Genomic DNA, 24,054 nt, shown 5'->3' on the forward strand with positions numbered 1-24,054 from the left:
TTTCATTGGAATGACAGGCTAGCTGTCTTGCCGGAGAAGCAGGGCGACAGGCTGGCTGCCTACCCTGCGAAGCGGGGCGACAGGCTGGCTGTCATCCTCGCGAACGCGGGGATCCCATTATTCTTGCGGCGTGGTCTCTTTGAACTTGCCGTAGCTCATCAGCTTTTCGTGGCGGGCGTTGATCAGGTCCTTGGTTTTCATGCCGTGGAACTGGCGCAGCGAGTCGGCCAGGGCGCGCTTGAGCATGGTGGCCATCTGCTTCGGATCGCGGTGGGCGCCGCCCAGCGGCTCGCTGATGATCTTGTCGATCAGGCCCATCGCCTTCAGGCGGTGCGCGGTCAGGCCCAGCGCTTCGGCGGCGTCGGCCGCGCGTTCGCTCGTCTTCCACAGGATAGAGGCGCAGCCTTCCGGCGAGATCACCGAGTAGGTCGCGTATTGCAGCATCAGCACCTGGTCGCCCACGGCGATCGCCAGCGCGCCGCCGGAGCCGCCTTCGCCGATGATGGTGGCGATCAGCGGCACTTTGAGTTCGGCCATCACGTACAGGTTGTGGCCGATGGCTTCGGACTGGCCGCGCTCTTCGGCGTCGATGCCGGGGAACGCGCCCGGGGTGTCGACGAAGGTGAAGATGGGCAGGTTGAATTTCTCGGCCAGCTTCATCAGGCGCATGGCCTTGCGGTAGCCTTCCGGCTTGGGCATGCCGAAGTTGCGCATGGCGCGCTCTTTGGTGTCGCGGCCCTTCTGGTGGCCGATCACCATGCAGGACTGGCCGTTGAAGCGCGCCAGGCCGCCGACGATGGACTGGTCGTCCGCATAGGTGCGGTCGCCGTGCAGTTCATGGAAGTCGGTGAAGATTTCGTTCACATAGTCCATCGTGTATGGACGCTGCGGGTGGCGCGCGATCTGCGCCACTTGCCATGGGGTCAGCTTGGCGTAGATGTCCTTGGTGAGCTGCTGGCTTTTCTTGGCCAAACGGTCGATCTCTTCCGAGATGTCGACGGCCGAGTCGTCTTGCACGAAACGCAGTTCTTCAATTTTGGAATCGAGTTCCGCAATCGGTTGCTCAAAATTGAGGAAAGTTGTCTTGGTCATTGTACCTCCGTGTTGTTGCCCCGTATGCGTGCGGCGGACCCATGGACCCGCCTCGCGCAGGGCGAATTTTTCGCTATTCTACCGGAACCGGATCGAGGCTACGCCATAAATACCAGGTAGCCACCGTACGGTATGGTTCCCAGTTGGCCGACACTTCGCGCGCGTCGCTGCGGGAAACCGGTTCGCCGGAGAAGTAGTTTTGGCTGATGCCCTGGATCAGACCGGGGTCGTCCAGCGGCAGAACATTCGGACGGAGCAGATTAAATATCAAAAACATCTCCGCTGTCCAGCGCGTGATACCGCGTATCTGCACCAGTTCAGCGATGACGGCTTCGTCATCCATCTGGTCCCATTGGTTGGCATGGACTTTCTTGGCCTTGAAATTGTCGGCCAGGTCCAGGATGTATTCGGTCTTGCGCTTGGACAGGCCGCAGGCGGACAGCTCCTCGGCGCCGGCCTTGAGCACGGCGGCCGGGGTGAACTTCGGGCACGCGGCCAGCAGCTTCTGCCAGGCGGCGGCAGCGGCCTTGGGCGTGACCTGCTGCTTGACGATGGAACGGGCCAGGGTCGTGAACGGGTCGTCGTGGCCGACCAGGTGCAGGTCGCCAAATTGCGGGATCAGCTTTTTCATGATGCGGTCCCGCTTCATGAGTTCCGCCTTGGCTTCTTCCCAGTACGGCGGCACTGCCACCGCTGGGGACTGCGCCCCCATCATGTCCGTGGCCTTCACCATTATGCGCGGCGCCAGTTGGTGCTGCCGTCAGGCTTGTCTTCCAGGACGATGCCGTCGGCCAGCAGCTCGGCGCGAATCTTGTCCGATAGCGCGAAGTCGCGTGCCTTCTTGGCGGCGGCGCGTTCGGCGATCTTCTGCTCGATCGCAGCGCTGCTGGCATTGTCGCCGGCGGCGCCGCCGACTGCCGCTTGCAGGAACGTCTGCGGCGCGCGCTCCAGCAGGCCGATGACCTCGGCCAGGCCCTTGAGCTGGCGCGCCACGGCTGGCGATCTGGATTTGTTCAGTTCCGTGGCCAGGTCGAACAGCACCGACACGGCCATCGGCGTGTTGAAGTCGTCGTCCATGGCTTCGGCGAAGCGCTTGGCGTTGGCTTCGGCCCAGTCCAGCGGCTGGCCGTCGCCTTCGACGCCGTCCAATGACGTGTACAGGCGCGTCAGCGCGCCCTTCGCGTCGTCCAGGTGGGCGTCCGAGTAGTTCAGCGGGCTGCGGTAGTGGGCGCGCAGGATGAAGAAGCGCACCACTTCGGCGTCGTACTTTTTCAGCACGTCGCGGATGGTGAAGAAGTTGCCCAGGGACTTGGACATCTTTTCGTTGTCGACGCGTACGAAGCCGTTGTGTATCCAGTAGTTGGCCAGCGCGTGGCCGTGCGCGCCTTCGGACTGGGCGATCTCGTTCTCGTGGTGCGGGAACTGCAGGTCCGCGCCGCCGCCGTGGATGTCGAACTGGTCGCCGAGCAGCGCCGAGCACATGGCCGAGCACTCGATGTGCCAGCCCGGACGGCCCTTGCCCCACTTGGAGTCCCACTTCACTTCTTCCGGCTCCGATTCCTTGGACGCCTTCCACAGCACGAAGTCCAAAGGATCGCGCTTGCCGGTGTTGACGTCCACGCGCTCGCCGGCACGCAGGTCGTCCAGCGACTTGCCGGACAGCTTGCCGTAGCCTTCGAAATTGCGCACGGCGTAGTTCACGTCGCCGTCCGCGCCCTGGTAGGCCAGGTCCTTCGCTTCCAGTTTTTCGATCAGCGCCAGCATCTGCGGCACGTATTCGGTGGCGCGCGGCACCAGCGTCGGCGGCTGGATGCCCAGCGCGGCGGTGTCCTCGTCCATGAACCGGGTGAAGCGGCTGGTCAGCTGGCCTATGGTTTCGCCATTCTCGACAGCGCGCTTGATGATCTTGTCGTCGATGTCCGTGATGTTGCGCGCATAGGTCACCTCGTAGCCCGAGGCCTTCAGCCAGCGGTAAACGACGTCGAACGCCATCATCATGCGGCCGTGGCCGATGTGGCAGTAATCGTAGATCGTCATGCCGCAAACGTACATGCGGACCTTGCCCGCTTCCATCGGTACGAATGTTTGCTTCTCGCGCGCCAGCGTGTTGTAAATCTTTAAATTGCTCATCGGACTCTTGCGTTTTTGTTAAGTGCAAGCCAGCCGGACAATACGAAAACCGGGCGCGCGCACTTCTGGTGGCGCACCGGGCTCTCAAGCATTTGCCGTGGAGACTGACAGACCCTCGGTATCTTGTTGTTCTATTTGCTAGAATGAAACGTGAACGCTTAGTATAGCATTGATAAAAACAGCTCTGCCCCGATCTTGGTCAGGTTTTTATCAGACCATCACCAAAAAAAGGAAGCACTCTATGCAAGAGACCAAAAGCCTGCTGGCGAAATTCATGGGCTTGTTCGCCGGCCTGGCGCTGTCCGGCGCCGTGGCCGCCGCCCCCGCCGTCGCTACGCACGTCCCTAATCTGACGCCGCAAGTGTCGCTGAAGACCAGCGAGGGCGAGATCGTACTGGAACTGAACCAGGAGAAGGCGCCCAAGTCGGTGGCCAACTTCCTGTCCTACGTGAAAAGCGGCCATTACAAGGGCACCATCTTCCACCGCGTGATCGACGGCTTCATGATACAGGCCGGCGGCTACACCACCGACCTGAAGAGCAAGCCGACCAAGCCGCCGGTGGCGAGCGAATCGCAGAATGGCTTGAAGAATGAAACCTACAGCGTGGCCATGGCCCGCACCGGCGACCCGAATTCGGCCACCGCCCAGTTCTTCATCAATGTGGTCGACAACACCGGCCTGGACTATCCCGGCCAGGACGGCTTCGGCTACACCGTGTTCGGCAAGGTGGTGAAGGGCCGCGAGGTGGTCGACAAGATCAAGGGTGTACTGGTGGACGACAAGGGCATCTTCCAGAATATCCCGGTCAAACCCATCGTGATCACCTCTGCCACGGTACTCAAAACACCGGTTCCCGTGACGCAGTAAAATAGCGCTTTAGCCGCGCCTGCTGTATAGTCGCGGCCCTGTACGGAACACTCATTCAAGATCACTACGCAAGACAACTACGTCAAGGACAATCATGACCACTATCGTCATCACCACCAATCTGGGCAAAATCACCGCTGAGCTGGATGCTGAAAAAGCGCCGAAAACCGTTGAGAACTTCCTGGCGTACATGAACGCCGGCCATTACAACAACACCATTTTCCACCGCGTGATCGACGGCTTCATGATCCAGGGCGGCGGTTTCGAGCCAGGCATGAAGCAGAAGCCAGCCGACACCACCGTGGAAAACGAAGCCAAGAACGGCCTGAAAAACGAGCCGTACACCCTGGCCATGGCCCGCACCTCGGCGCCGCACTCGGCATCGGCCCAGTTCTTCATCAACGTGAAGAACAATTCCTTCCTGGACTACCCGGGCCAGGACGGCTGGGGCTACGCCGTGTTCGGCAAAGTCACCGCCGGCACCGAAGTCGTGGATGCGATGAAAAAAGTGAAAACCACCCGCAGCGGCATGTTCGCCGACGTGCCTGTGGAAGACATCGTCATCGAAAAAGTCGAAGCAGTTTAAGTTAGTTGGCTTAGTTAGCGTCGCTCCCGCGCAGGGCCGAGCCCTGCGCGGGACGACAACACAGAACATCAATGTCCAAATCCGGTTCGCGCATCGCAGCGCTGTTCATCTCCGACCTGCACTTGCAGCCGGCGCAAGCTGCCATCACGGCCGCCTTCCATCGCTTCATGCAGGAGCAGGCGCCGCACGCGGGCCAGCTCTACCTGCTTGGCGACCTGTTCGAGTACTGGGCAGGCGACGACGACCTCGCCGAACCGTTCCACCAGGAGATTACCTCCGCCATCCGCCGCGTCAGTGACGCGGGCGTGGCGGTCTACTGGATCGCAGGCAACCGCGACTTCCTGGCCGGCGACGCTTTCGCGGCCGCTTCCGGCGCCACCATCCTGCCCGAGACCTGGGTGGCCGATATCGCCGGCCTGCGCGTGGCGCTGCTGCACGGCGACGCGCAATGCACCGGCGACGTGAAGTACATGGAATTCCGCGCCCAGGTGCGCCAGCCCGCCTGGCAACAGCAATTCCTGGCCATGCCGCTGGCGCAGCGCAAGGCCATCATCGCCGGACTGCGCGATAACAGCCGCAAGGCCCACGGCGAAAAATCGTACGAGATCATGGACGTGACGCCGCAGGCGATCGCCGATGTCTTCGAGCAGACCGGCGCCGACGTCATGATCCACGGGCATACGCACCGTCCCGCGCTGCACACCGTGGACGGCAAGCGCCGCTACGTACTGCCGGATTGGGAGCCTGCCTCCGAACCGCCGCGCGGCGGCTGGATCGCCATCGATGCCGACGGCATCATCACGAGACACGAACTGGACGGATCGCTGGCATGAAATCCGGCCCGCGCATCGCGATTTCGCTGATGCTGGCGGGCGCAGGGGCATTGGCGGCGCCGCCCGCTCCACCATCCATCCCATTAGCCGTCCAAGCTCCCATCACGGTCGCATGGAGCGAAAAGCCACCCTATTACTACCAGGAAGACGGCGTCGACAAAGGCTATATGCTGGCCTACGGCAAAGCGATATTCGCCGCCGCCGGCGTCGAGGCGCGCTTTGTGCCGGAACCGCAGAAGCGCATCTGGGCCAGGTTCCGCGACGGCACCCGCAACTACTGCTCCATGGCCTGGTACTACCTGCCCGACCGCGTCGACATCGTCCAATACACGCTGCCTATCCATACCGACCCGCCGCAAATCGTGCTGGTCGCGCCCAAGGCGCTGGCCCAGGTCAAGTCGCATGCGACGCTGGCGTCCATGCTGGCCGACCCCAAGCTCACGCTGGGCATCGTCGACGGCTCGTCCTACGGCCCGCAGCTGGACGCACGCATCGCGCGCAGCAGCAACCAGATCATGCGCCGCACCGTTCCCAGCCTCGGCATGATACGCATGCTGGCGGCGGGCCGCGCCTCCTACCTGCTGACGGACCGCGACGTGTGGGAATTCACCCGCCCGCGCCAGCAGGAGCTGGCCGGCCTGGCGCAATACGACGTGCCCGACATGCCGTCCGGCCTGCAACGCCATATCGTGTGCAGCCTCGACGTGCCGGCCGCCAGCATCGGCAAGCTGAACCGCGCCATCCGCAACGCAGCCAAGCCGGCACTGCAGGCGAATTGAGCGCGCCAGGCGGCACGACGTATAATCGTGGCAATCGATTTGAAGTGCGCAGCGCAATGAAACCCAGCTTATTCCAGGCCCTCCCCCTCCTGATTGCCGCATCGCTGGCGTCGATGGCAACTGTGGCGGCGGCGCCGCTCACTGTCTCCTGGCGCGAAAAGCCGCCCTATTATTACACCGAGGACGGCGAGGAAAAGGGCTTCATGCTCGCCTATGGCAAAGCCGTATTCGCCGCCGCCGGCATCGACGCGCGCTTCGTGCGCGAACCGCAAAAACGGATCTGGGCCAAATTCCGGGACGGCAGCCCGAACTACTGCTCGCTGGCCTGGTACCGCTTGCCGGAGCGCGAACTGGTGTCGCAAGCCACGCTGCCGGTCTATGCCGATCCGCCCCACACCATCCTGGTGGCGCCGGGGTCCGCCGCGCGCGTGCGGGCGCATGCCACGCTGGCGTTGATGATGGCCGATCCGGAACTGACGCTGGCGGTGGTCGACGGCGTGTCCTACGGCCCGGAACTGGATGCACGCATCAAGACCAGCGCCAACCAGATCATGCGCCGCACCGTGACAACCACGAACATGATCCAGATGCTGGGCGCCGGACGCGCTTCCTACCTGCTCGCCGACCGCAACGACTGGACCTTCATGCGCGCCCGCTACAAGGAACTGGCGGCCGTGCAGCAGTACGACGTGCCGGACCTGCCGCCGGGCTTGAAGCGCCACATCCTGTGCAGCCGCGACGTGCCCGCCGCGACCATGGAAAAGCTGAACCAGGCGATCCGGAACAGCCCTAAACCCAGCATGCAAGACAAGAGTCCTTAGCGCACGAAGCTCGGCCGCTTGTTGTCGAACTTCCAGCCAGGGAAGATGAACTGCATCGCCACCGCGTCGTCGCGCGCGCCCAGCCCCATGCCCAGGTAGACCTGGTGCGCCGCCTCGATGGCGTCCATGTCCGGCTCCACGCCCAGGCCCGGCCTGGTCGGCACGCTGATCTGGCCACCCATGATTTGCAGCGGCTCTTTCGTCAGGCGCTGGCCGTCCTGCCAGATCCAGTGTGTGTCGATGGCGGTGATATTGCCCGGCGCGGCAGCCGCCACGTGGGTGAACATGGCCAGCGACACGTCGAAGTGGTTGTTCGAATGCGAACCCCAGGTCAGGCCCCAGTCATTGCACATCTGCGCCACCCGCACCGAACCCTGCATGGTCCAGAAGTGCGGGTCGGCCAGCGGTATGTCGACCGACTGCAGCTGGATGGAATGGCCCATTTCGCGCCAGTCGGTCGCGATCATATTGGTGGCGGTGCGCAGGCCGGTTGCGCGGCGGAACTCGGCCATCACTTCGCGGCCGGAATAGCCGTTCTCGGCGCCGCACGGGTCTTCCGCGTAGGCCAGCACGTGGTGCTGGTCGCGGCACAGGCGGATCGCGTCCTTCAGCATCCAGGCGCCGTTCGGATCGAGCGTGATGCGCGCCTCCGGGAAGCGTTCGGCCAGCGCCGTCACCGCCTCGATCTCGTCCTCGCCACGGAACACGCCGCCCTTCAGTTTGAAATCCTTGAAACCATAGCGCTCGTAGGCCGCTTCGGCCAGGCGCACCACCGCTTCCGGCGTCAGCGCCTTCTCGTGGCGCAGGCGCGACCACGCGTCGGCCGCGTCCGGCTCGCTGTGGTAGGGAAGGTTCGTGGCCTGGCGGTCGCCCACGTAGAACAGATAGCCCAGCACATCGACTTCGGTGCGCTGCTGGCCGTCGCCCAGCAGGGCGCAGACCGGCACGTTCAGGAACTGGCCCAGCAGGTCGAGCAGCGCGGCTTCCAGCGCCGTCACGGCGTGGATGGCGATGCGCAGGTCGAAGGTCTGCAAACCGCGGCCGCCGGCGTCGCGCTCGGCGAAGGTGCTGCGGGCGGCGTTCAGGATGGCCTTGTAGTTGCCGACCGGCTGGCCGATCACCAGCGCACGCGCATCTTCCAGCGTCTTGCGGATCGCCTCGCCGCCGGGCACTTCGCCTACGCCGGTGTTGCCGGCGCTGTCGGCGATCAGCACGATGTTGCGCGTGAAATAAGGGCCGTGCGCCCCGCTCAGGTTGAGCAGCATGCCGTCGCGGCCGGCTACGGGTATCACGCGCATCGCGGTGATCACGGGTGTGGAACTCTGCATTTTTTACTCCTAAATGATTAAAAATGATAATTTATGAGCGATAACTTAACGTCTAATATCAAAATCTACCATCGTCATCGTACAACCACTATGAAAATCACGCAAGCGCGTTGACGTGCAGCAAGGAGAAATGCGGATTTACGTCATCTGGAAAATTTAGGTTGTACGATGACTTTGATGTACGCTATCATTTATTCGCGTCGCATCACTGCAGACAAGACACGCTCACGTGCCGGCAGCCCATCCACCTTATGGAGACCATATGAACACCCAGCATTCCACCCCGGCCGCGCAGGCCGCCATACCCCCCACCCGCGTGCGATGGACCATACTCGCCGTGCTGTTCTTCATTACCACCATCAACTACGCCGACCGGGCCACCATATCCATCGCCGGCCCGGAACTGAAGAAGATGCTCGGCCTGTCCCCTGTCGAAATGGGCTATGTGTTCTCGGCCTTCGCCTGGTCCTATGTTGTTGCGCAACTGCCCGGCGGCTGGCTGCTGGACCGCTTCGGTTCCAAGGTCACTTACTTCTTCAGCATTTTCCTGTGGTCGCTGTTTACCGTGATGATGGGCTGGGTGGGCTTCCTCACCGGCGCCACCGCCGTCACCGCCCTGTTCTGCCTGCGGCTGCTGGTCGGCGCGGCGGAAGCGCCTTCCTTCCCCGGCAACAGCCGCATCACGTCGGCCTGGTTCCCCACCTCCGAACGGGGCACGGCGGCCGCCATCTTCAATTCCGCGCAATACTTCGCCACGGTGCTGTTCGCGCCCATCATGGGCTGGCTGGTGCACAGCTACGGCTGGCAAAGCGTGTTCTACGTGATGGGCGGCCTGGGCATCGCCATGGCCTTCGTCTGGCGCAAAACCATCTACGGCCCGCGCAACCATCCTCGCATCAATGCCGCGGAACTGGCCTACATCGAGGCCGGCGGCGCACTGGTGGACATCGAGGGCGGCGCCAAGGGCCGCGCTCCGCGCCAGGTCGACACCTGGGCCAACATCAAGCAGCTGCTGTCGAACCGCATGCTGCTGGGCGTGTACATCGGCCAGTACTGCATCACCACGCTGACCTACTTCTTCCTGACCTGGTTCCCGGTCTACCTCGTCACCGAGCGCCACATGACGATCCTGAAGGCGGGCTTCGTGGCCGCCCTGCCCGCGATCGCCGGCTTCCTCGGCGGCATCCTGGGCGGCTTCATATCGGACCGCATGATCAAGGCCGGCCATACACTGTCGGTGGCGCGCAAGACGCCTATCGTGTGCGGCATGCTGCTGTCGATGAGCCTCATCATCTGCAATTACGTCGAGACCGATTGGGTGGTGGTGGCGCTGATGGCGGTCGCCTTCTTCGGCAAGGGCGTCGGCGCGCTGGGCTGGGCGGTGGTGGCGGACACCTCGCCCAAGGAAGCCGGCGGCTTGAGCGGCGGCCTGTTCAACACCTTCGGCAACACGGCTGGCATCACCACACCCATCGTCATCGGCTACATCCTGCAGGCGACCGGCTCCTTCGCCGGAGCACTGGTGTTCGTCGGCGCCAACGCGGCCATGGCGGTGTTCTGCTACCTGGTGCTGGTCGGCGAGATCAAGCGTTTCGAATTTACGAAGCTGAGCCCAACCAGGTAAGCCGGGATTGTCGTAGAATCCGTCGCATATGAACGGATTGCCGCGAGAATAACCATGGATACGAAAAGGCCGGACCTGCGCTTGCTCACCACGCCCACCGCGCAGGTGCAGGTGAGCGGCGCCACCCTGGCCGATGTGGCCAAGGTGGCGGGCGTGTCGCCGATCACGGTGTCGCGCGCGCTGAACCAGCCGCACCTGGTGCGGCCCAACACGCTAGCCAAGGTGCAGGCGGCGGTGCAGGAAACCGGCTATGTGAAGAACATGCTGGCCGGCGGCCTCGTCTCGAGCCGCAGCAAGCTGGTCGCGCTGGTGCTGCCCACCATCTCCAACCAGATCTTCGCCGACATGGTCCAGGGCACCAGCGACACGCTGACCGACGCCGGCTACCAGCTGCTGCTGGGCTTTTCCGGCTACGAAGAGTGGCGCGAGGAGATCCTGGTCGAGACCATCCTGAGCCGGCGGCCGGACGGCATCATCCTCACCGGCACCCTGCACACCGACAACACGCGGCGGCGCCTGCAGCTGGCCGGCACGCCGGTGGTCGAAACCTGGGACATGACCACCTCGCCGATCGACATGGTGGTCGGCTTCTCGCACGAAGAGGTGGGCCATGCCACCGCCACGCATTTGCTGCAGCAAGGCCGTCGCCGTTTCGCCATCCTGACCGCCAGCGATCCGCGTGCGGCGCGCCGCAACCAGGGTTTGCAGGTGGCGCTGGCCAAGCAAGGCATCAGCGTGGTGGCCACGCATACGGTGACCGTGCCGGGCACCTTGCCGGCCGGCCGCGACGGCGCGGCGCGCTTGCTGGACACGCATCCGGAACTCGACGCCATCGTCTGCAGTTCCGACAACCTGGCCCATGGCGCGCTGATTGAAGCCAGCAGCCGCCGCCTGAATGTGCCGGGAGCGCTGGCCGTGATGGGATTCGGCGACCTGAACTTCTCCAGCCATACGGTACCTCCGCTCTCCACCGTCCGCGTGGACGGCGCCCGCATAGGCGCAATCGCGGCGCAAGCCATCCTGGAGCGCCTCGACGGCGCGGCCGGACGGCAGCCGGCGCGCGCGGTCGACACCGGCTTTGAACTGATACAGCGCGGCAGCAGCTGAGGACGCCGCCGTCAGCCGGGAGGCATGCCCCGGTTGTGGAACCTGAGCCGGCGCCGGCCTGACGAGGGCGCCTGCCCAAGTCAAGCTGCGGCCCGGCCCCAGATCATTTCTTCGGTCCAGCCCAGTTCCGCGAAGTCCTGCGCCCGCTCTTGCGCCTCGCCCGCGCTGAAGAATTCATCGAGCTGCGGCGGCGCCACGCGCGTGCCGGACAGCATGGCGTGCACCTGGCCGCGATGGTGGGTCTGGTGCTGGAACACATGCGCCAGCAGGCGGTAACGTTTGTCGCGCTGGACCGCACCTGTGCGCAGTATCGTCACCGTGCGTCCAAGCTCCCCGTCCTTCAGTTGCTTGCAGTAGTCGATCAGGCGCCGGTCGGAATCGGACTGCGCGGCGCGCAAGCCGGCGCAGTTGGCGCAAGGCTGGTCACGTTCGAAAAAGCTCAGGTAGTTCGGATGCGGCTCGGCGCCGCGCAACTCGCGCTCCAGCGCGTCGATGTAGAACCAGTCCACGGTGAGGATATGGTTCAACGTCGCCTTGATGGACGGGAAAAAGCTGGTGCGGCGCGCCTCGAACTCCTCCTGGCTCAGCTGGGAGCAGGCTTTGAGCAGGCGATGATTGGCCCAGGCGTTGCTATATGCCTCGGTCAGCAGGTGGTGCGACAGTGTCGTCATTTGCTCTCCTTCCCCGGTGGATTCGATAATACCCGCCTTGTGCAAACCGTGTCGCCGCCGGTTCAGCGCGCGGCGGCCCAAACCGCTCGCCGGCAACCGCCATACCTGTTCACCGCGCCGCCAGTTTCGCTGGCTCCAGCATGATCACCAGCGCGCCGGGCGTGGTGCGGATGGAGGTGGGGACGAATTGCACGCCGGCGTAGCGCAGGTCTTCCGGCTTGAAACTGTAGAGCGGCATGTCGCGTATCAGCTTGTCGGCCAGGATGTTGGCGGCGCCGGCGATCTGGCGCTGCTGCGTGTCCGCGATGCCGTCGATGGCGAATCGGTCCACCTGCGCGTCGGCCAGGAAGACCGCGTTGCGCACGTTGTCGACCACCAGGCGGCCCGACAGCGCCAAGTTGCCGCGCCACGATTGCCGCAGCAATATCGGCGACACCGTCATTTCGGCCGACAGCGCGATGCGGTCGTTCTCGCCCGTGGTGCTCAGTTGCGGATTGCTGAGCTGTACGTCGAACACGCCCAGCACGCGGTGGTTGACCGGCAGGCGCTGGCTCAAATTCTTCTGCAAGCGCTCCAGGGGCACTTCAAACTGGCGCGGACCGATCAGGCCGGCGCAGGCTGCAATCAGTGAGGCGGCCGATGCCGCCGCGAGCAAGCGCGCCATGCGCGCACAGGCCGCGCGGCGCGGCGAAGCGGTTTCCAACCCCATCTGAACGTCCTTTCTGGCGGGCGACGCCGCACGATTGTGTGCCATAAACTGGCCACATCTTACACGGAGGGCGCCATGGCGGTAGCAAGGATAGGGTGCGCGGGATCGTCGATACCGCGCGCGGCGGCCGAAAGCTTCCCGGCCGAAGGCAGTCACCTGGAGCGCTACGCGGCCGTGCTGAACGCCCTCGAAATCAACTCCTCCTTCTACCGGCCGCACAAGCCCGCGGTCTACGAGCGCTGGGCCGCCAGCGTGCCGGACACCTTCGCTTTCGCCGTCAAGGCGCCGAAGGCCATGACCCACGAGCGCCGCCTGCACGACTGCGCCGAGCCGATGCGCCGGTTCGCCGCCGAAACGGCCGGCCTGGGGAGCAAGCTGGCTTGCGTACTGGTGCAGCTGCCGCCCAGCTTGCAGTGCGATCCGGCCGCCGCGCCGGCATTTTTCGCACTGGCCAAACAGCACTTCGGCTGCATGCTCGCCTGCGAAGCACGCCATCCGACGTGGTTCGAGGAGCCCGCTACGGCCATGCTGACCGAAGCCGGCATCACCCGCGTCATCGCCGACCCGCCCAAGGGACAGCCCGGCCCGCACGTGGCGACTACCGCGGCGACCTATGTGCGGCTGCATGGCAGCCCGCGCATCTACTACTCGCCGTACGAGGATGAATTCCTCGACCGCGCCGCCGTCAGCCTGGCCGGCCGCGTCGGCGGCGGCAGCGACGCCTGGTGCATCTTCGACAACACCGCCTCCGGCGCGGCCGTTCCCAACGCCGTCGCACTCATGCAACGCCTGGCAGGAATGTGAGCTATCCCCTGCTGTGAGCCCTTGCAAAAAGCACTTGCACGGCCGGGATCTACTGTTATACTTCACTACAACACCACCTCATCACATCACCCACGGAGGAAGCATGTATGTGGAATGACAATGCGCCGATCTATCGCCAGCTCAAGGAGCGGGTGCTCGGCATGATGCTTGACGGCTTGCTCAAGCCCGGCGACGCCCTGCCGTCGGTGCGGCAGATCGCCGCCGATTACCAGTTGAATCCAATAACCGTATCCAAGGCCTACCAGGAACTGGTGGATGAAAGCCTGGTAGAAAAACGAAGGGGGTTAGGCATGTACGTTACCGAAGGCGCGCCCGAAAAACTGCTGGCCACCGAACGCGAACGCTTTGTGCGCGAGGAATGGCCGGCCATGGTGGAACGCATCCGCCGCCTGGGACTCGATATCGAACAGCTGCTGCGCGCGACCGCGCCAGGCAACCCGCCGGGAGCCTCGGCATGAGCGCCCTGATCACCGCCACCAAGCTCTCCAAGCGCTACGGCAAGCACCTGGCGCTGGACCAGGCCAGTTTCTCGATACAGCCCGGGCGCATCGTCGGCCTGATCGGCCCCAACGGTTCCGGCAAGACCACCACGCTGAAAGCCATCCTCGGCCTGACGCAGTTCGAAGGCGAGCTGTCGGTGCTGGGCATGGACCCGCGCACCCATCGCGACGCGCTGATGAACGAGGTGTGCTTCATCGCCGACGTGGCCATCCTGCCGCGCTGGATGAAGGTGAAGGACGCGATCGATTTCGTCGAAGGCGTGCATCCGCGCTTCAACCGCGGGAAGGCCGAACGCTACCTGGCCAACACCAGGCTGGAACCGGGCATGAAGGTCAAGGCCATGTCCAAGGGCATGATCGTGCAGCTGCACCTGGCGCTGGTGATGGCCATCGACGCCAAGCTGCTGGTACTCGATGAACCCACCCTGGGCCTGGACATCCTGTACCGCAAGCAGTTCTACCAGAACCTGCTGGAGGACTACTTCGACGAGCACAAGACCATCATCATCACCACCCACCAGATCGAGGAAGTGGAAAACATCCTGACCGACCTGATGTTCATCCGCGACGGCAAGATCACGCTGGCGGCGTCGATGGAGGAAATCGGCGACCGCTACACCGAGGTGATGGTGGAGCCGCAGTACATCAACGCGGCCAACGCGCTGGCGCCGATGACGCAGCGCAGCGTATTCGGCAAGGCGGTGATGCTGTTCGACGGCGCTTCGCGCGCGCAGCTTGAGAAGTTCGGAGAAACCCGCACGCCCAGCGTCGCGGACCTGTTTGTCGCCACCATGAAAGGGAGCTACGAGTGAAAACGATGAAATGGCTGATCAAGCGCGAGCTGTGGGAACACAAGGGCATGATCGTGTGGGCGCCCGCCGTGGTGGCGGCCCTGGTCGCGCTGATGACCCTGGGCGGATTGCTGTTGGGCCGTAACGTGGCCATCGGCGATGGCAGCAAATTCAAGGTGGAACTGGCCGGCCCGGCGCGCGACACGGTGATTGCAATGGCCTCGGACTTGTACATGGCGGCCAGCGTGCCTATGCTGCTCATGCTGGGCTTCCTGGTCTTCTTCTACTGCCTCGGCGCGCTGCATGACGACCGCCGCGACCGCAGCCTGCTGTTCTGGAAATCGCTGCCCGTATCCGACCGGATGACGGTGCTGTCCAAGGTGGTCCTGGCGCTGGTGGGAATTCCTCTGGTTGCGCTGCTGATCGGCATAGCGCTGTCGCTGGCGATCGCGCTGCTGCTGGGCGCGGGCATGGCCCTGCACGGCGTGAACCTGATCGGACCGGTGCTCTCGTCCCCTGCCTTCTACCTCGCGCCCCTGCGCTTGCTCGGCCTGCTGCCCGTGTATGCGCTGTGGGCGCTGCCCACCGTGGGCTGGCTGCTGCTGGTGTCGAGCTGGGCGCGATCCAAGGTGTTCCTGTGGGCCGTCGGCGCACCGCTGGTGACCGGCGCGCTGATCGCCTGGAGCAACAAGATCTTCGCGCTGGGCGTCTCGCCGGGCTGGTACATGGAAAACATCGTGGCCCGCCTGCTGCTGGGCGTGGCTCCCGGTTCCTGGTTCGGCTTCAGCAAGGTCAATCCCGCAAGCCTGGTACGCGAAGGCTCCGAGCATGTGCGCGCAATGGACCTCTTCGCGGCCTCCTGGAGCACGCTGACCCATCCCGCCTTGTGGCTGGGTGTGGTGGCAGGCCTGGCGATGATCGCCGGCGCGGTGTGGATGCGGCGCTGGCGCGAAGAGGGTTAGCAGCCCTTCAGCATCCCGCGGTACTGCGTCGGCGTGACTCCCACGGTGGCGCGGAACTGGCGGGTGAAAGCGCTGTGGTCCGCATAGCCGCAGGCCTGCGCAATCGCCGCCACGCTGGCCTCCCCGGCCAGCAAGCGCGAGGCGGCATCGAGCCGGGTCTTGATGATCACCTGGCGCGGCGTGAGCTGATAGATGCGCAGGAAATAGCGCTCCAGCTGCGCCACCGACATATTGGCGGTGCGCGCCAGTTCCGGCAGCGGCAATGGCTGGTCGTATCGCTCCTGTATCAGCCGCGCCGCCGCAGCCACCTTCTGATAGGCTGAATTCTTCCTGTCCTCCATCGCCAGGTCGCGCGAAATGCCGGCAAGGCCGACGATGGCGCCGGAGGCGTCGCGCAAGGCCGTCTTGCGGGTCAGGCACCAGCCCGGATCGCGGTTGGGATACAGGTGCAGCTCCAGCTGCTCGTCGATTTCCGCCTCGCCCGCCAGCACCGCCCTGTCCTGCGCCAGGTAACTCTGGCCGAAGGGATGGGCGAACACCTCGGCCGACGTACGCCCCACCAGCCCATCCTTGTGCTTCAAGCCGCAGCGCTTGACCAGCGTCTGGTTCACCACCACGTAGCGGCCCTGGGTGTCCTTGATGAAGAACACCACATCCGGCAAGGCGTCGAACAGCGGCTCCGAAAAGAACACATCGGCGATGCTTGCGCCCAGAGCCTGGCGGGCGCCTCCCCTTTTAGCGATATCCATGGCGGCATTCTCGCATGGCGCGCGGCCGCGCAGCCGGATTGTGCCGATTTCGTCATCAACCGCGCTTAGCCGATGCAAGACGGCGCGGCGTGGCAGGCATATCATTTCACCATGAAATCCATCTCCATTATCGATACCCACACCGGCGGCGAACCGACCCGCCTGGTCACCGCCGGCGGACCGGAACTCGGCGCCGGGCCTTTGCATGAACGCCTGGAACTGCTGCGCCGCGAACATGACCGCTTCCGTTCCGCCGTGGTCTGCGAACCGCGGGGATCGGACGTGCTGGTCGGCGCGCTGCTGTGCCAGCCGCACGCCGCCGATTGTGCAGCAGGCGTCATCTTCTTCAACAACGTGGGCTACCTCGGCATGTGCGGGCACGGCACCATAGGGCTGGTGGCCTCGCTGGCCTTCATGGGGCGCATCGGCACCGGACGGCATCGCATCGATACGCCGGTGGGCGTGGTGGAGGAGGAGTTGCACGCGGACGGCAGCGTCACCGTGGAAAACGTGGCTTCCTACCGCGCACAGCACAACGTCACCGTACAGGTGCCGGGACATGGCGCCGTCACCGGCGACGTGGCCTGGGGCGGCAACTGGTTCTTCCTGGTGGCGGACCATGGGCAGGAACTGCAGGTCGCCAATGCCGGCGCGCTGACGGCGTTCACGTCGCAGATCCGCCAGGCGCTGCTACGGGCTGGCGTGACCGGCGCGGACGGCGCGGAAATCGACCACATCGAATTGTTTGCGCCGTCGCGCAACGGTGCGGACAGCCAGAACTTCGTGCTCTGCCCCGGCAATGCCTACGACCGCTCGCCCTGCGGCACCGGCACCAGCGCCAAGCTGGCCTGCCTGGCGGCGGACGGCAAGCTGGCCGAGGGCGCGATCTGGCGCCAGGAGAGCATCGTCGGCAGCGTGTTCGAAGCTTCCTACCGGCATGCCGACGGCAAACTGATACCGAGCATACGCGGCCAGGCCTGGGTCAACTCGCAAGCGACCTTGATACTCGATCCGGCCGATCCGCTGATGTGGGGCATCCGGTGAAATCCGGCTCGGCCACCGTGGCCGGCGCGCAATTGCGCGCGGATGGCGCGCCGGCTACGCGCGTCGGCCCGGGGGCCGGCGGCATTCCGGATGTGCTGATCGTCGGCGCCGGCATCATCGGCGCCGCGTGCGCCGATGCCTTGGCCGCGCGCGGCTTGAACGTGACGGTGGTCGAGCAGGACGTGGTTGGCTCGGGCGCCACTGCGGCAGGCATGGGCCATCTGGTTGCGATGGACGACAGCCCTGCGGAACTGGCGTTGAGCGCCTGGTCGCTGGAACTGTGGCGCGGTTTCGTGCGCGAATATCCGGCCCGCCATGAGTACAGCCAGTGCGGCACCATCTGGGTCGCCGCCGATGACGAGGAAATGGCTGCCGCGCGCATCAAGGCGCAAACCATGGCTGCCCACGGCCTGCAATGCGGCTTGCTGGATGCGCAAGGGCTGTACGAGCGCGAGCCGCAATTGCGTCCCGGCCTGGCCGGCGGCCTGCTGGTCGGCGGCGATGGCCTGGTCTATCCGCCCAAGAGCGCGCGCATCCTGATGGACCGCGCTGCCGCACGCGGAGCGAAACTGGTCAGCGGCAGCGTGCACCGCATCGATGGCGGCAGCGACAGCGGCGTCAGCGTCGTGCTGGCCGATGGCACGCGCATGTCTGCCGGCCGCGTTGTGCTGGCAGCCGGCTCGCGCTCGGCGGCGCTGCTGCCGGAGTTGCCGGTGCAAGCCAAAAAAGGCCACATCGCCATCACCGACCGCTACCCGGGCTTCATCCGCCACCAGCTGGTGGAACTGGGCTACATCAAGAGCGCCCACGCGGCCAGCGGCGACTCGGTCGCATTCAATCTGCAGCCGCGCCCCACCGGGCAGATACTGATAGGCTCGTCGCGCCAGTTCGGCACCACGGACCTGGCCGTGGAATCAGCCATGATGGCGCGCATGCTGCGCCACGCCGCGGCATTCACGCCTGCCCTGGCCAACATGAACGTGCTGCGCTGCTGGACCGGCCTGCGCGCCGCCAGCCCCGACGGCCTGCCTGTCATCGGCCAGCACCCCGTGCGCCCCGGTCTGTGGCTGGCTACCGGCCATGAAGGCCTGGGCATTACGACCTCGCTTGCGACGGCCCAACTGCTGGCCGCACAGTTGACCGGCGAGTCCGCCGCCATCCCCGCTCAGCCCTACCTGCCCAGCCGTTTTGAACAAATGCGGAGTGCCCATGACTGAGCTGGCTACCCTCGCCATCGACGGCCGGACGGTAACAGTCCCTGCCGGCACCACTGTCGTTGCCGCCATCGCTGTCCTCCATGCGGGGCACGGTATCGCTGCGGGTACCGCTGCGGGCGTCGCTATCACGCGCCGTTCCGTGGCGGGCATGCTGCGCGGACCGGTGTGCGGCATGGGGGTTTGCCAGGAATGCCGCGTCACGATAGATGGCCGCGCGCACCAGCTGGCATGCCTAACCTTGTGCGCATCGGGCATGCAGGTGCTGACCGCCCTCGCGGACGACGCTGCATGAGCCAGTTGTTCGACATCCTCATCATCGGCGCCGGACCTGCGGGCCTGGCGGCGGCGCACGCCGCCGCGGCCTATGGCGCCAGCATCTGCGTGGTGGACGACAATCCCCTTGCCGGCGGCCAGATCTGGCGCGGCGGAGCGGACCGGCAACACGACGAGCGCGCCCGCTCCCTGTGGCAGGCCCTGCAGGCGGCGCGCAACGTCACCTTCATGCAGCAGTGCCGCGTACTGTATGCGCCCGCCGCCGGCCAATTGCTGGTGCAGTCGCCCGCCAGCTCGGCCGTGCTGCACTATCAGCGCCTGATCATCTGCAGCGGCGCGCGCGAACTGCTGCTGCCCTTCCCCGGCTGGACGCTGCCCGGCGTCACCGGTGCTGGCGGTCTTCAGGCGCTCGTCAAAGGCGGCTATCCGGCGGCCGGCAAGCGCGTCGTCGTCGCCGGTTCTGGTCCGTTGCTGCTGGCGGTCGCCGCCACGCTGCTGGAGCGTGGCGCGCAAGTCGGCGCCATCGTCGAGCAGGCGGGTACGCCGCAGCTCGCGCGCTTTGCCGCAGGCTTGCTGTACACGCCGTCCAGGATGGCACAGGCGCTGCAACTATGGGTCCGGCTGCGCGGCATACCGTATTACGACGACAGTTACGTGCTGGCCGCCAGCGACGCAGCTTCCGGTGCCGCAGCCGGAGCAAATGCCCTCCCCCTCTTGCGCAGCATTAGCGTGCAGCGCGGCGACGGCAGCATCATGGACATCGCCTGCGACTATCTCGCTTGCGGCTACGGCCTTGTTCCCAACCCGGAGCTGGCCATGGCACTTGGCTGCGCCATCAACACTGACACGCAAGCCATTCTCGTCGACGAATGGCAGCAAACGAGCATCCCCGGCGTCTACAGCGCCGGAGAAGGCACCGGCATCGGCGGCGTCGACAAGGCGCTGACCGAGGGCCGCATCGCCGGCCTGGCGGCGTCCGGCCGCCACGACCTCGCCCGGCACCACTTGAGCACCCGCAGCCGCTGGCAGGGCTTCGCGCAGCGCCTCGCGCGCGCCTTTGCCCTGCGCCCCGAAATTCGCGCACTGGCAGACGACGGCACCATCGTCTGCCGCTGTGAAGACGTTTGCCATGGCGAGCTGCGCCAGCACCACAGCTGGCGCAGTGCCAAGCTACACAGCCGCTGCGGCATGGGCCCCTGCCAAGGCCGCGTGTGCGGCGGCGCCACGGCCGTGCTGTACGGCTGGCGGCCCGATTCGGTACGCGCTCCGCTGACACCGGCGCGCGTCGATAGCATCATCCACCCATAACCACCAGGAGATCAGCATGAGCGCAGCAAAATGGCAGGGCATATTCCCGGCAGTGACCACCAAGTTTCACGCCAACGAGGAACTCGACCACGCCGAAATGGAGCGGCACTTCGAATTCCAGATCCAGAACGGCGTGCACGGCATGGTCACCTGCGGCTCGCTGGGCGAAGCCAGCACGCTCTCTTTCGAGGAAAAGCTGGCCGTCACCAAGACCGCCATCAAGGTCGCCAGGGGCCGCGTGCCGGTGCTGGCCAACGTCAGCGAAACGCGCACCGCCAACGCCATCCGCTTTGTCGAACAGGCGCGCGAACTGGGCGTGGACGGCTTCATGGTGATGCCTTCCGTGCTGTACGCGGCCGACGCGCGTGAAGCCAAGGACAACCTGCGCACCATCGCCGCCGCAGCCAGGCTGCCCATCATGGTCTACAACAATCCGGTCACCTACAAAGTCGACCTGACGCCGGAGGACTTCCAGGAACTGGCCGACTGCGAGCACATCGTCGCCATCAAGGAATCGACCGACAATATCCGCCGCATCACCGACCTGCGCAACGCCGTCGGCCACCGCTACCAGCTGTTCATGGGCGTGGACGATTTGTCCTTCGAAGGCCTGGCCGTGGGCGCCGATGGCCTGCTGGCAGGCCTGGTGGTCGCCTTCCCGGCCGAGACGGTGGCGCTGTACAAACTGATGAAGGCCAAGCGCTACGACGAGGCGCTGACGCTGTACCAGTGGTTCATGCCGCTGCTGCATCTGGATGTATCGACCAAGCTGGTACAGAACCTGAAGCTGGTGGAAGCGCTGGCCGGCGTGGGCAACGAGAACGTGCGCCGTCCGCGCCAGCCGCTGCAAGGCGCCGAGCGCGAAAAGGTCACCGCCATCGTCCAGAAAGCGCTCGCCACCCGTCCCGACCTGAGCCGCCTGTTCTAAAATTTTCCGTCAACTTTGGTTGACAATCCCTTATGCGTCAACTAGAGTTGACGCATGCCTGATCTCCACAAACTCGTACTTCCCGAAGAACCGTCCGACGCGCTGGCTGCGGTTGTAGCCCTGCGCGCGATGGCCGATCAACTCGAGCGCAAGGCGGTCAGGCAAGCCATTGCGGATGGCTGGACATGGGCACAGGTTGCGGAGGCGCTAGGCGTCACCAAGCAAGCCGCGCACAAGAAACACGCGGGCAGCCTGGCTCGGGATTGAACAACCTTAGGAGGCTATCGATGTTTGCAAAACTGAAGCAGCGCCTGCAGGACATGCGCACCATCAAAAACCTGTGCGAAGGCGCCGAGAGCCAGGCGCGCCAAGCCGGTCAGCGGCAGCCGGGCGCCGAGCATTACGTGCTGTCGGCGTTGGAACTGGCCGACGGCTCCGCGCGGCGCGTATTCCAGCGCCTCGGCGCGGACCCGGACGCCTACCGCGCCGCGCTGGCCAGCCAGCACGTCAACGCACTCGGGAAATTGGGGATCGATGCGAGCGGTGTTCCGCCCGCGACACCGGTTGACGGCGCCCCTGCGGCCATTTTCGATTCGCAACCTTCGGGCCAGGCGCTGATGCAAGCCCTGCCCGAGATGACGCGCCGCCTGCCAGCGCCACTGTGCGGCGCCCACGTGCTGCTGGCGGCAGCCGCTATGCAGCACAGCCAGGCAGCGCGTGCGCTGCGGACCATGAAGCTGGAGCCCCAGGCACTCGCCCAAGCAGCGCAAGAAGAATTACAGCGCACCTAGAAATGCATGAATGCAGGCCAGACCCCAGCAGTAATGCAGGCCCCGGCGGCCTTGCGCGCCCTCAGGCCCCCACCGTGTCATCCCCGCGTTCGCGACGATGGCAGCGGGCGGCGGTGCTTAGCGCAGTGCCAGCGCGGTGCCGTGCGAACTGGCTGGCGCCATGCCGGCTTCGCTCTCGTCCAGCTTGAAGATGCCCACCACCTGATCCAGCCGCGCTGCCTGCTCCTGCAGCGATTGCGCTGCGGCGGCGGCCTGCTCCACCAGCGCGGCGTTCTGCTGCGTGGCGTCGTCCATCTGGATGATGGATTGGTTGACCTGGGCAATACCTTCGCTCTGCTCATGGCTGGCGGAAGTGATCTCCACCATCAGCGTGGCCACGTGCTGCACCGACGCCACGATCTCCGTCATCGCGGCACCGGCGGTGTCAGCCAGCTTGCCGCCCGCTTCGACCTTGCTCACCGAATCGACGATCAGTTCCTTGATTTCCTTGGCGGCAGCCGCCGAGCGTTGCGCCAGGTTGCGGACCTCGGACGCCACCACCGCGAAACCACGTCCCTGCTCGCCCGCGCGCGCCGCTTCCACCGCCGCGTTCAAGGCCAGGATGTTGGTCTGGAAGGCGATGCCGTCGATGGCGCCGATAATGTCCGACATCTTGCGCGAGCTGGCGGTGATCTCGCCCATCATGTCCACCACCTGCGTCACCACCGTGCCGCCCTTTACCGCGGCCGAGGTGGTGGCCGCCACCAGCTTGTTGGCTTCCTCGGCGTTGGCCGTGTTCTGCTTCACGGTGGAGGTGAGCTCTTCCATCGCGGCGGCCGTTTCTTCCAGATTGGAGGCCTGGTGCTCCGTGCGGCCCGACAAATCGAGATTGCCTTCGGCGATCTCGCTCGACGCGGTCGCGATCAGATGAGTACTGTCGCGCACCTTGGAAATGGTACCGTTCAGCGACGACACAAAGCGGTTGAACGCCGTCGCCAGCGCGCCGATTTCGTCCTCCGACTCGACCGGCATGCGGCGGCTCAAGTCGCCGTCGCCGCTGGCGATATCGCCCAGCATCTCGGCGGCGCGCATCACCGGTGCGGCGATCGCGCGGCTGATGAAGTAGATCGCGAACAGGCCGATGCCGCCGCCGACCAGCCCCGCCACCAGCGCCGACACGGTGGCCGAACGCGCGATATTGCCCAGTACTTCGGCCTCCGGCACTTCGGCCACGACGTACAGGTTCAGCTCGGGGATGAAGGAGGAAGCGACAAACTGCTTGCCTTCCGCGCTGTCGTAGACGCCGTGCGCGAACTTCTCGCCGCTCAGCAAAGTCTTGGTCAGTTCCGGCGTGAAGCCCTTCACATCCTTCAGCGCGTGCTTGCCATCGGCCAGCGCGGGATTGCGGTGCACGACCACCGAGCCGTTCGGACGCACCAGGTAGACGTAGCCCGACTTGCCCAGCTTGTAAGTACGGATGGTCTGCGCCAGCGCGTTCACGCTCAGGCCCAGGCCGGCCACGGCCAGCTTGCCGCCGGCGGTCTGCACACGCGTATTAATGAACAGCATATAGGTGTCGGCGCTGACGTCCTTGTCCAGGTCCAGCGTGTACGGCTTGCCGCCGCCGAGGAAACCATAGAACCACTGGTCGCTGGCTTTGTCCTTGTTCAGCGTGCGGTCATAACCCTTGTCGGTGAAGTACTTGCCGGTGCCTTGCGAGATCCAGAACACGGTCGCGGCCTGGTTCTTCGATTTCAGTTGCGCGGCTTCCTTCTGCCACGCGGCCAGGCCTTCGTCCGGCACGCCCGCGTCTTCCCAGCCGTGCAGGAAGGTGTTGTTGGCCAGCGTCTGCGACACCGACAAGGGCTGCGCGATCTGGCGCAGGATGTCGTTGCGGATCTCGCCGATCTGCGCCGGCAGCTCCTGCTCCACCACGCGTTCGCGGCTGTTCTGGCTGCTCATGACGACGCTGAGCGTTGACGAAATGATGAGGAATAACAGCAAGCAAAGACCCATGCTGAGCATGAGCTTGTTTTTGATCGACAGCCGGCGAAGCAGTGACATGGAAACTCCCGGGGATAGGGTGGGTTTTGCCGTCTATTGCGGCACTTTCATTTCAGTGTACCTACAACTATTACA

26 protein-coding genes are annotated in these 24,054 nt (G+C 65.0%); 18 read left to right on the forward strand and 8 right to left on the reverse strand.

Translation table 11 applies throughout. From position 1 onward, the window contains the following. Positions 1-117: 117 nt before the first annotated feature. From ACSQ8Y_RS13335 to cysS, 3 genes are all read right to left on the reverse strand, one after another. Positions 118-1,092 carry an acetyl-CoA carboxylase carboxyltransferase subunit alpha gene (locus tag ACSQ8Y_RS13335; protein WP_436266953.1) on the reverse strand — a complete coding sequence of 325 codons (975 nt, stop codon included), beginning with the start codon at positions 1,090-1,092 and terminating at the stop codon, positions 118-120. Between the two features lie 73 nt (positions 1,093-1,165). Continuing rightward, positions 1,166-1,825: a DNA-3-methyladenine glycosylase family protein gene (locus tag ACSQ8Y_RS13340; protein ID WP_436266954.1), complete on the reverse strand. Its 660-nt coding sequence runs from the start codon at positions 1,823-1,825 to the stop codon at positions 1,166-1,168. Continuing rightward, a complete protein-coding gene (gene cysS, locus ACSQ8Y_RS13345) occupies positions 1,825-3,222 on the reverse strand; it encodes a cysteine--tRNA ligase (RefSeq protein WP_436266955.1) in 1,398 nt (465 codons plus the stop codon). Before cysS ends, ACSQ8Y_RS13340 begins: the two co-directional genes overlap by 1 nt. A gap of 241 nt (positions 3,223-3,463) precedes the next feature. Here cysS and ACSQ8Y_RS13350 point away from each other — a divergent pair, with 241 nt between their 5' ends. From ACSQ8Y_RS13350 to ACSQ8Y_RS13370, 5 genes are all read left to right on the forward strand, one after another. Further along, on the forward strand, positions 3,464-4,090 hold the full coding sequence (locus ACSQ8Y_RS13350; protein ID WP_436266957.1) for a peptidylprolyl isomerase: 627 nt from the start codon (positions 3,464-3,466) through the stop codon (positions 4,088-4,090). Positions 4,091-4,184: 94 nt separating this feature from the next. Further along, positions 4,185-4,676 (forward strand): peptidylprolyl isomerase, encoded by a 492-nt coding sequence (locus tag ACSQ8Y_RS13355; protein ID WP_436266958.1) that lies wholly within the window; start codon positions 4,185-4,187, stop codon positions 4,674-4,676. A gap of 71 nt (positions 4,677-4,747) precedes the next feature. Beyond that, on the forward strand, positions 4,748-5,509 hold the full coding sequence (locus ACSQ8Y_RS13360; RefSeq protein ID WP_436266959.1) for a UDP-2,3-diacylglucosamine diphosphatase: 762 nt from the start codon (positions 4,748-4,750) through the stop codon (positions 5,507-5,509). After that, a complete protein-coding gene (locus ACSQ8Y_RS13365) occupies positions 5,506-6,288 on the forward strand; it encodes a substrate-binding periplasmic protein (protein ID WP_436266960.1) in 783 nt (260 codons plus the stop codon). The genes ACSQ8Y_RS13360 and ACSQ8Y_RS13365 overlap by 4 nt, the downstream gene beginning before the upstream one ends. A gap of 56 nt (positions 6,289-6,344) precedes the next feature. Next, positions 6,345-7,109 carry a hypothetical protein gene (locus ACSQ8Y_RS13370; protein ID WP_436266961.1) on the forward strand — a complete coding sequence of 255 codons (765 nt, stop codon included), beginning with the start codon at positions 6,345-6,347 and terminating at the stop codon, positions 7,107-7,109. On the opposite strand, the gene gudD is transcribed toward ACSQ8Y_RS13370, so the two are convergent. Further along, positions 7,106-8,437 (reverse strand): glucarate dehydratase, encoded by a 1,332-nt coding sequence (gudD, locus tag ACSQ8Y_RS13375; protein WP_436266962.1) that lies wholly within the window; start codon positions 8,435-8,437, stop codon positions 7,106-7,108. The genes ACSQ8Y_RS13370 and gudD overlap by 4 nt on opposite strands. A gap of 262 nt (positions 8,438-8,699) precedes the next feature. Between gudD and ACSQ8Y_RS13380 the strand changes: the two genes are divergently transcribed. Beyond that, positions 8,700-10,061 (forward strand): MFS transporter, encoded by a 1,362-nt coding sequence (locus ACSQ8Y_RS13380; protein WP_436266963.1) that lies wholly within the window; start codon positions 8,700-8,702, stop codon positions 10,059-10,061. 54 nt (positions 10,062-10,115) lie between these two features. After that, the gene (locus tag ACSQ8Y_RS13385) at positions 10,116-11,168 is read left to right on the forward strand and encodes a LacI family DNA-binding transcriptional regulator (protein WP_436266964.1); all 1,053 of its coding nucleotides are present in this window, start codon (positions 10,116-10,118) and stop codon (positions 11,166-11,168) included. An 80-nt stretch (positions 11,169-11,248) separates the two neighbouring features. Here the strand turns inward: ACSQ8Y_RS13385 and ACSQ8Y_RS13390 are convergent, their stop codons facing one another. After that, entirely contained in the window at positions 11,249-11,839 is a 591-nt protein-coding gene (locus ACSQ8Y_RS13390; protein ID WP_436266965.1) for a DinB family protein, read from the reverse strand. 109 nt (positions 11,840-11,948) lie between these two features. Continuing rightward, complete coding sequence (locus tag ACSQ8Y_RS13395) at positions 11,949-12,548, reverse strand: DUF1439 domain-containing protein (protein WP_436266966.1); 600 nt, start codon at positions 12,546-12,548, stop codon at positions 11,949-11,951. A gap of 75 nt (positions 12,549-12,623) precedes the next feature. On the opposite strand from ACSQ8Y_RS13395, the gene ACSQ8Y_RS13400 reads away from it, so the two are divergent. The 4 genes from ACSQ8Y_RS13400 to ACSQ8Y_RS13415 all read left to right on the forward strand — a co-directional run bounded on the left by ACSQ8Y_RS13400 (position 12,624) and on the right by ACSQ8Y_RS13415 (position 15,626). Then, complete coding sequence (locus ACSQ8Y_RS13400; protein ID WP_436266967.1) at positions 12,624-13,352, forward strand: DUF72 domain-containing protein; 729 nt, start codon at positions 12,624-12,626, stop codon at positions 13,350-13,352. Between the two features lie 107 nt (positions 13,353-13,459). Continuing rightward, complete coding sequence (locus ACSQ8Y_RS13405; RefSeq protein ID WP_436266968.1) at positions 13,460-13,831, forward strand: GntR family transcriptional regulator; 372 nt, start codon at positions 13,460-13,462, stop codon at positions 13,829-13,831. Further along, complete coding sequence (locus ACSQ8Y_RS13410; protein WP_436266969.1) at positions 13,828-14,685, forward strand: ABC transporter ATP-binding protein; 858 nt, start codon at positions 13,828-13,830, stop codon at positions 14,683-14,685. The genes ACSQ8Y_RS13405 and ACSQ8Y_RS13410 overlap by 4 nt, the downstream gene beginning before the upstream one ends. A gap of 5 nt (positions 14,686-14,690) precedes the next feature. Beyond that, the gene (locus ACSQ8Y_RS13415; protein ID WP_436269817.1) at positions 14,691-15,626 is read left to right on the forward strand and encodes a hypothetical protein; all 936 of its coding nucleotides are present in this window, start codon (positions 14,691-14,693) and stop codon (positions 15,624-15,626) included. On the opposite strand, the gene ACSQ8Y_RS13420 is transcribed toward ACSQ8Y_RS13415, so the two are convergent. Next, positions 15,623-16,480, reverse strand: coding sequence for a helix-turn-helix domain-containing protein (locus ACSQ8Y_RS13420; protein ID WP_436266970.1), 858 nt, complete (start codon positions 16,478-16,480; stop codon positions 15,623-15,625). The genes ACSQ8Y_RS13415 and ACSQ8Y_RS13420 overlap by 4 nt on opposite strands. 6 nt (positions 16,481-16,486) lie before the next feature. On the opposite strand from ACSQ8Y_RS13420, the gene ACSQ8Y_RS13425 reads away from it, so the two are divergent. The 7 genes from ACSQ8Y_RS13425 (at position 16,487) to ACSQ8Y_RS13455 (ending at position 21,936) form a co-directional block, all read left to right on the forward strand. Continuing rightward, entirely contained in the window at positions 16,487-17,419 is a 933-nt protein-coding gene (locus ACSQ8Y_RS13425) for a 4-hydroxyproline epimerase (protein ID WP_436266971.1), read from the forward strand. Positions 17,420-17,502: 83 nt separating this feature from the next. After that, positions 17,503-18,636: an NAD(P)/FAD-dependent oxidoreductase gene (locus ACSQ8Y_RS13430; RefSeq protein WP_436269818.1), complete on the forward strand. Its 1,134-nt coding sequence runs from the start codon at positions 17,503-17,505 to the stop codon at positions 18,634-18,636. Next, positions 18,629-18,928, forward strand: coding sequence for a (2Fe-2S)-binding protein (locus ACSQ8Y_RS13435; RefSeq protein ID WP_436266972.1), 300 nt, complete (start codon positions 18,629-18,631; stop codon positions 18,926-18,928). The genes ACSQ8Y_RS13430 and ACSQ8Y_RS13435 overlap by 8 nt, the downstream gene beginning before the upstream one ends. Then, on the forward strand, positions 18,925-20,217 hold the full coding sequence (locus ACSQ8Y_RS13440) for an FAD-dependent oxidoreductase (protein ID WP_436266973.1): 1,293 nt from the start codon (positions 18,925-18,927) through the stop codon (positions 20,215-20,217). The genes ACSQ8Y_RS13435 and ACSQ8Y_RS13440 overlap by 4 nt, the downstream gene beginning before the upstream one ends. A gap of 16 nt (positions 20,218-20,233) precedes the next feature. Then, a complete protein-coding gene (locus ACSQ8Y_RS13445; RefSeq protein WP_436266974.1) occupies positions 20,234-21,145 on the forward strand; it encodes a dihydrodipicolinate synthase family protein in 912 nt (303 codons plus the stop codon). Between the two features lie 54 nt (positions 21,146-21,199). Continuing rightward, the gene (locus tag ACSQ8Y_RS13450; protein ID WP_436266975.1) at positions 21,200-21,412 is read left to right on the forward strand and encodes a helix-turn-helix domain-containing protein; all 213 of its coding nucleotides are present in this window, start codon (positions 21,200-21,202) and stop codon (positions 21,410-21,412) included. 20 nt (positions 21,413-21,432) lie between these two features. Beyond that, entirely contained in the window at positions 21,433-21,936 is a 504-nt protein-coding gene (locus ACSQ8Y_RS13455) for a Clp protease N-terminal domain-containing protein (RefSeq protein ID WP_436266976.1), read from the forward strand. A 117-nt stretch (positions 21,937-22,053) separates the two neighbouring features. Here the strand turns inward: ACSQ8Y_RS13455 and ACSQ8Y_RS13460 are convergent, their stop codons facing one another. Next, on the reverse strand, positions 22,054-23,979 hold the full coding sequence (locus tag ACSQ8Y_RS13460) for a methyl-accepting chemotaxis protein (protein ID WP_436266977.1): 1,926 nt from the start codon (positions 23,977-23,979) through the stop codon (positions 22,054-22,056). Positions 23,980-24,054 lie beyond the last annotated feature (75 nt).

Source organism: Pseudoduganella sp. LjRoot289, from assembly GCF_964252925.1.
In the GTDB taxonomy this organism is placed as follows: Bacteria; Pseudomonadota; Gammaproteobacteria; order Burkholderiales; family Burkholderiaceae_D; genus Rugamonas.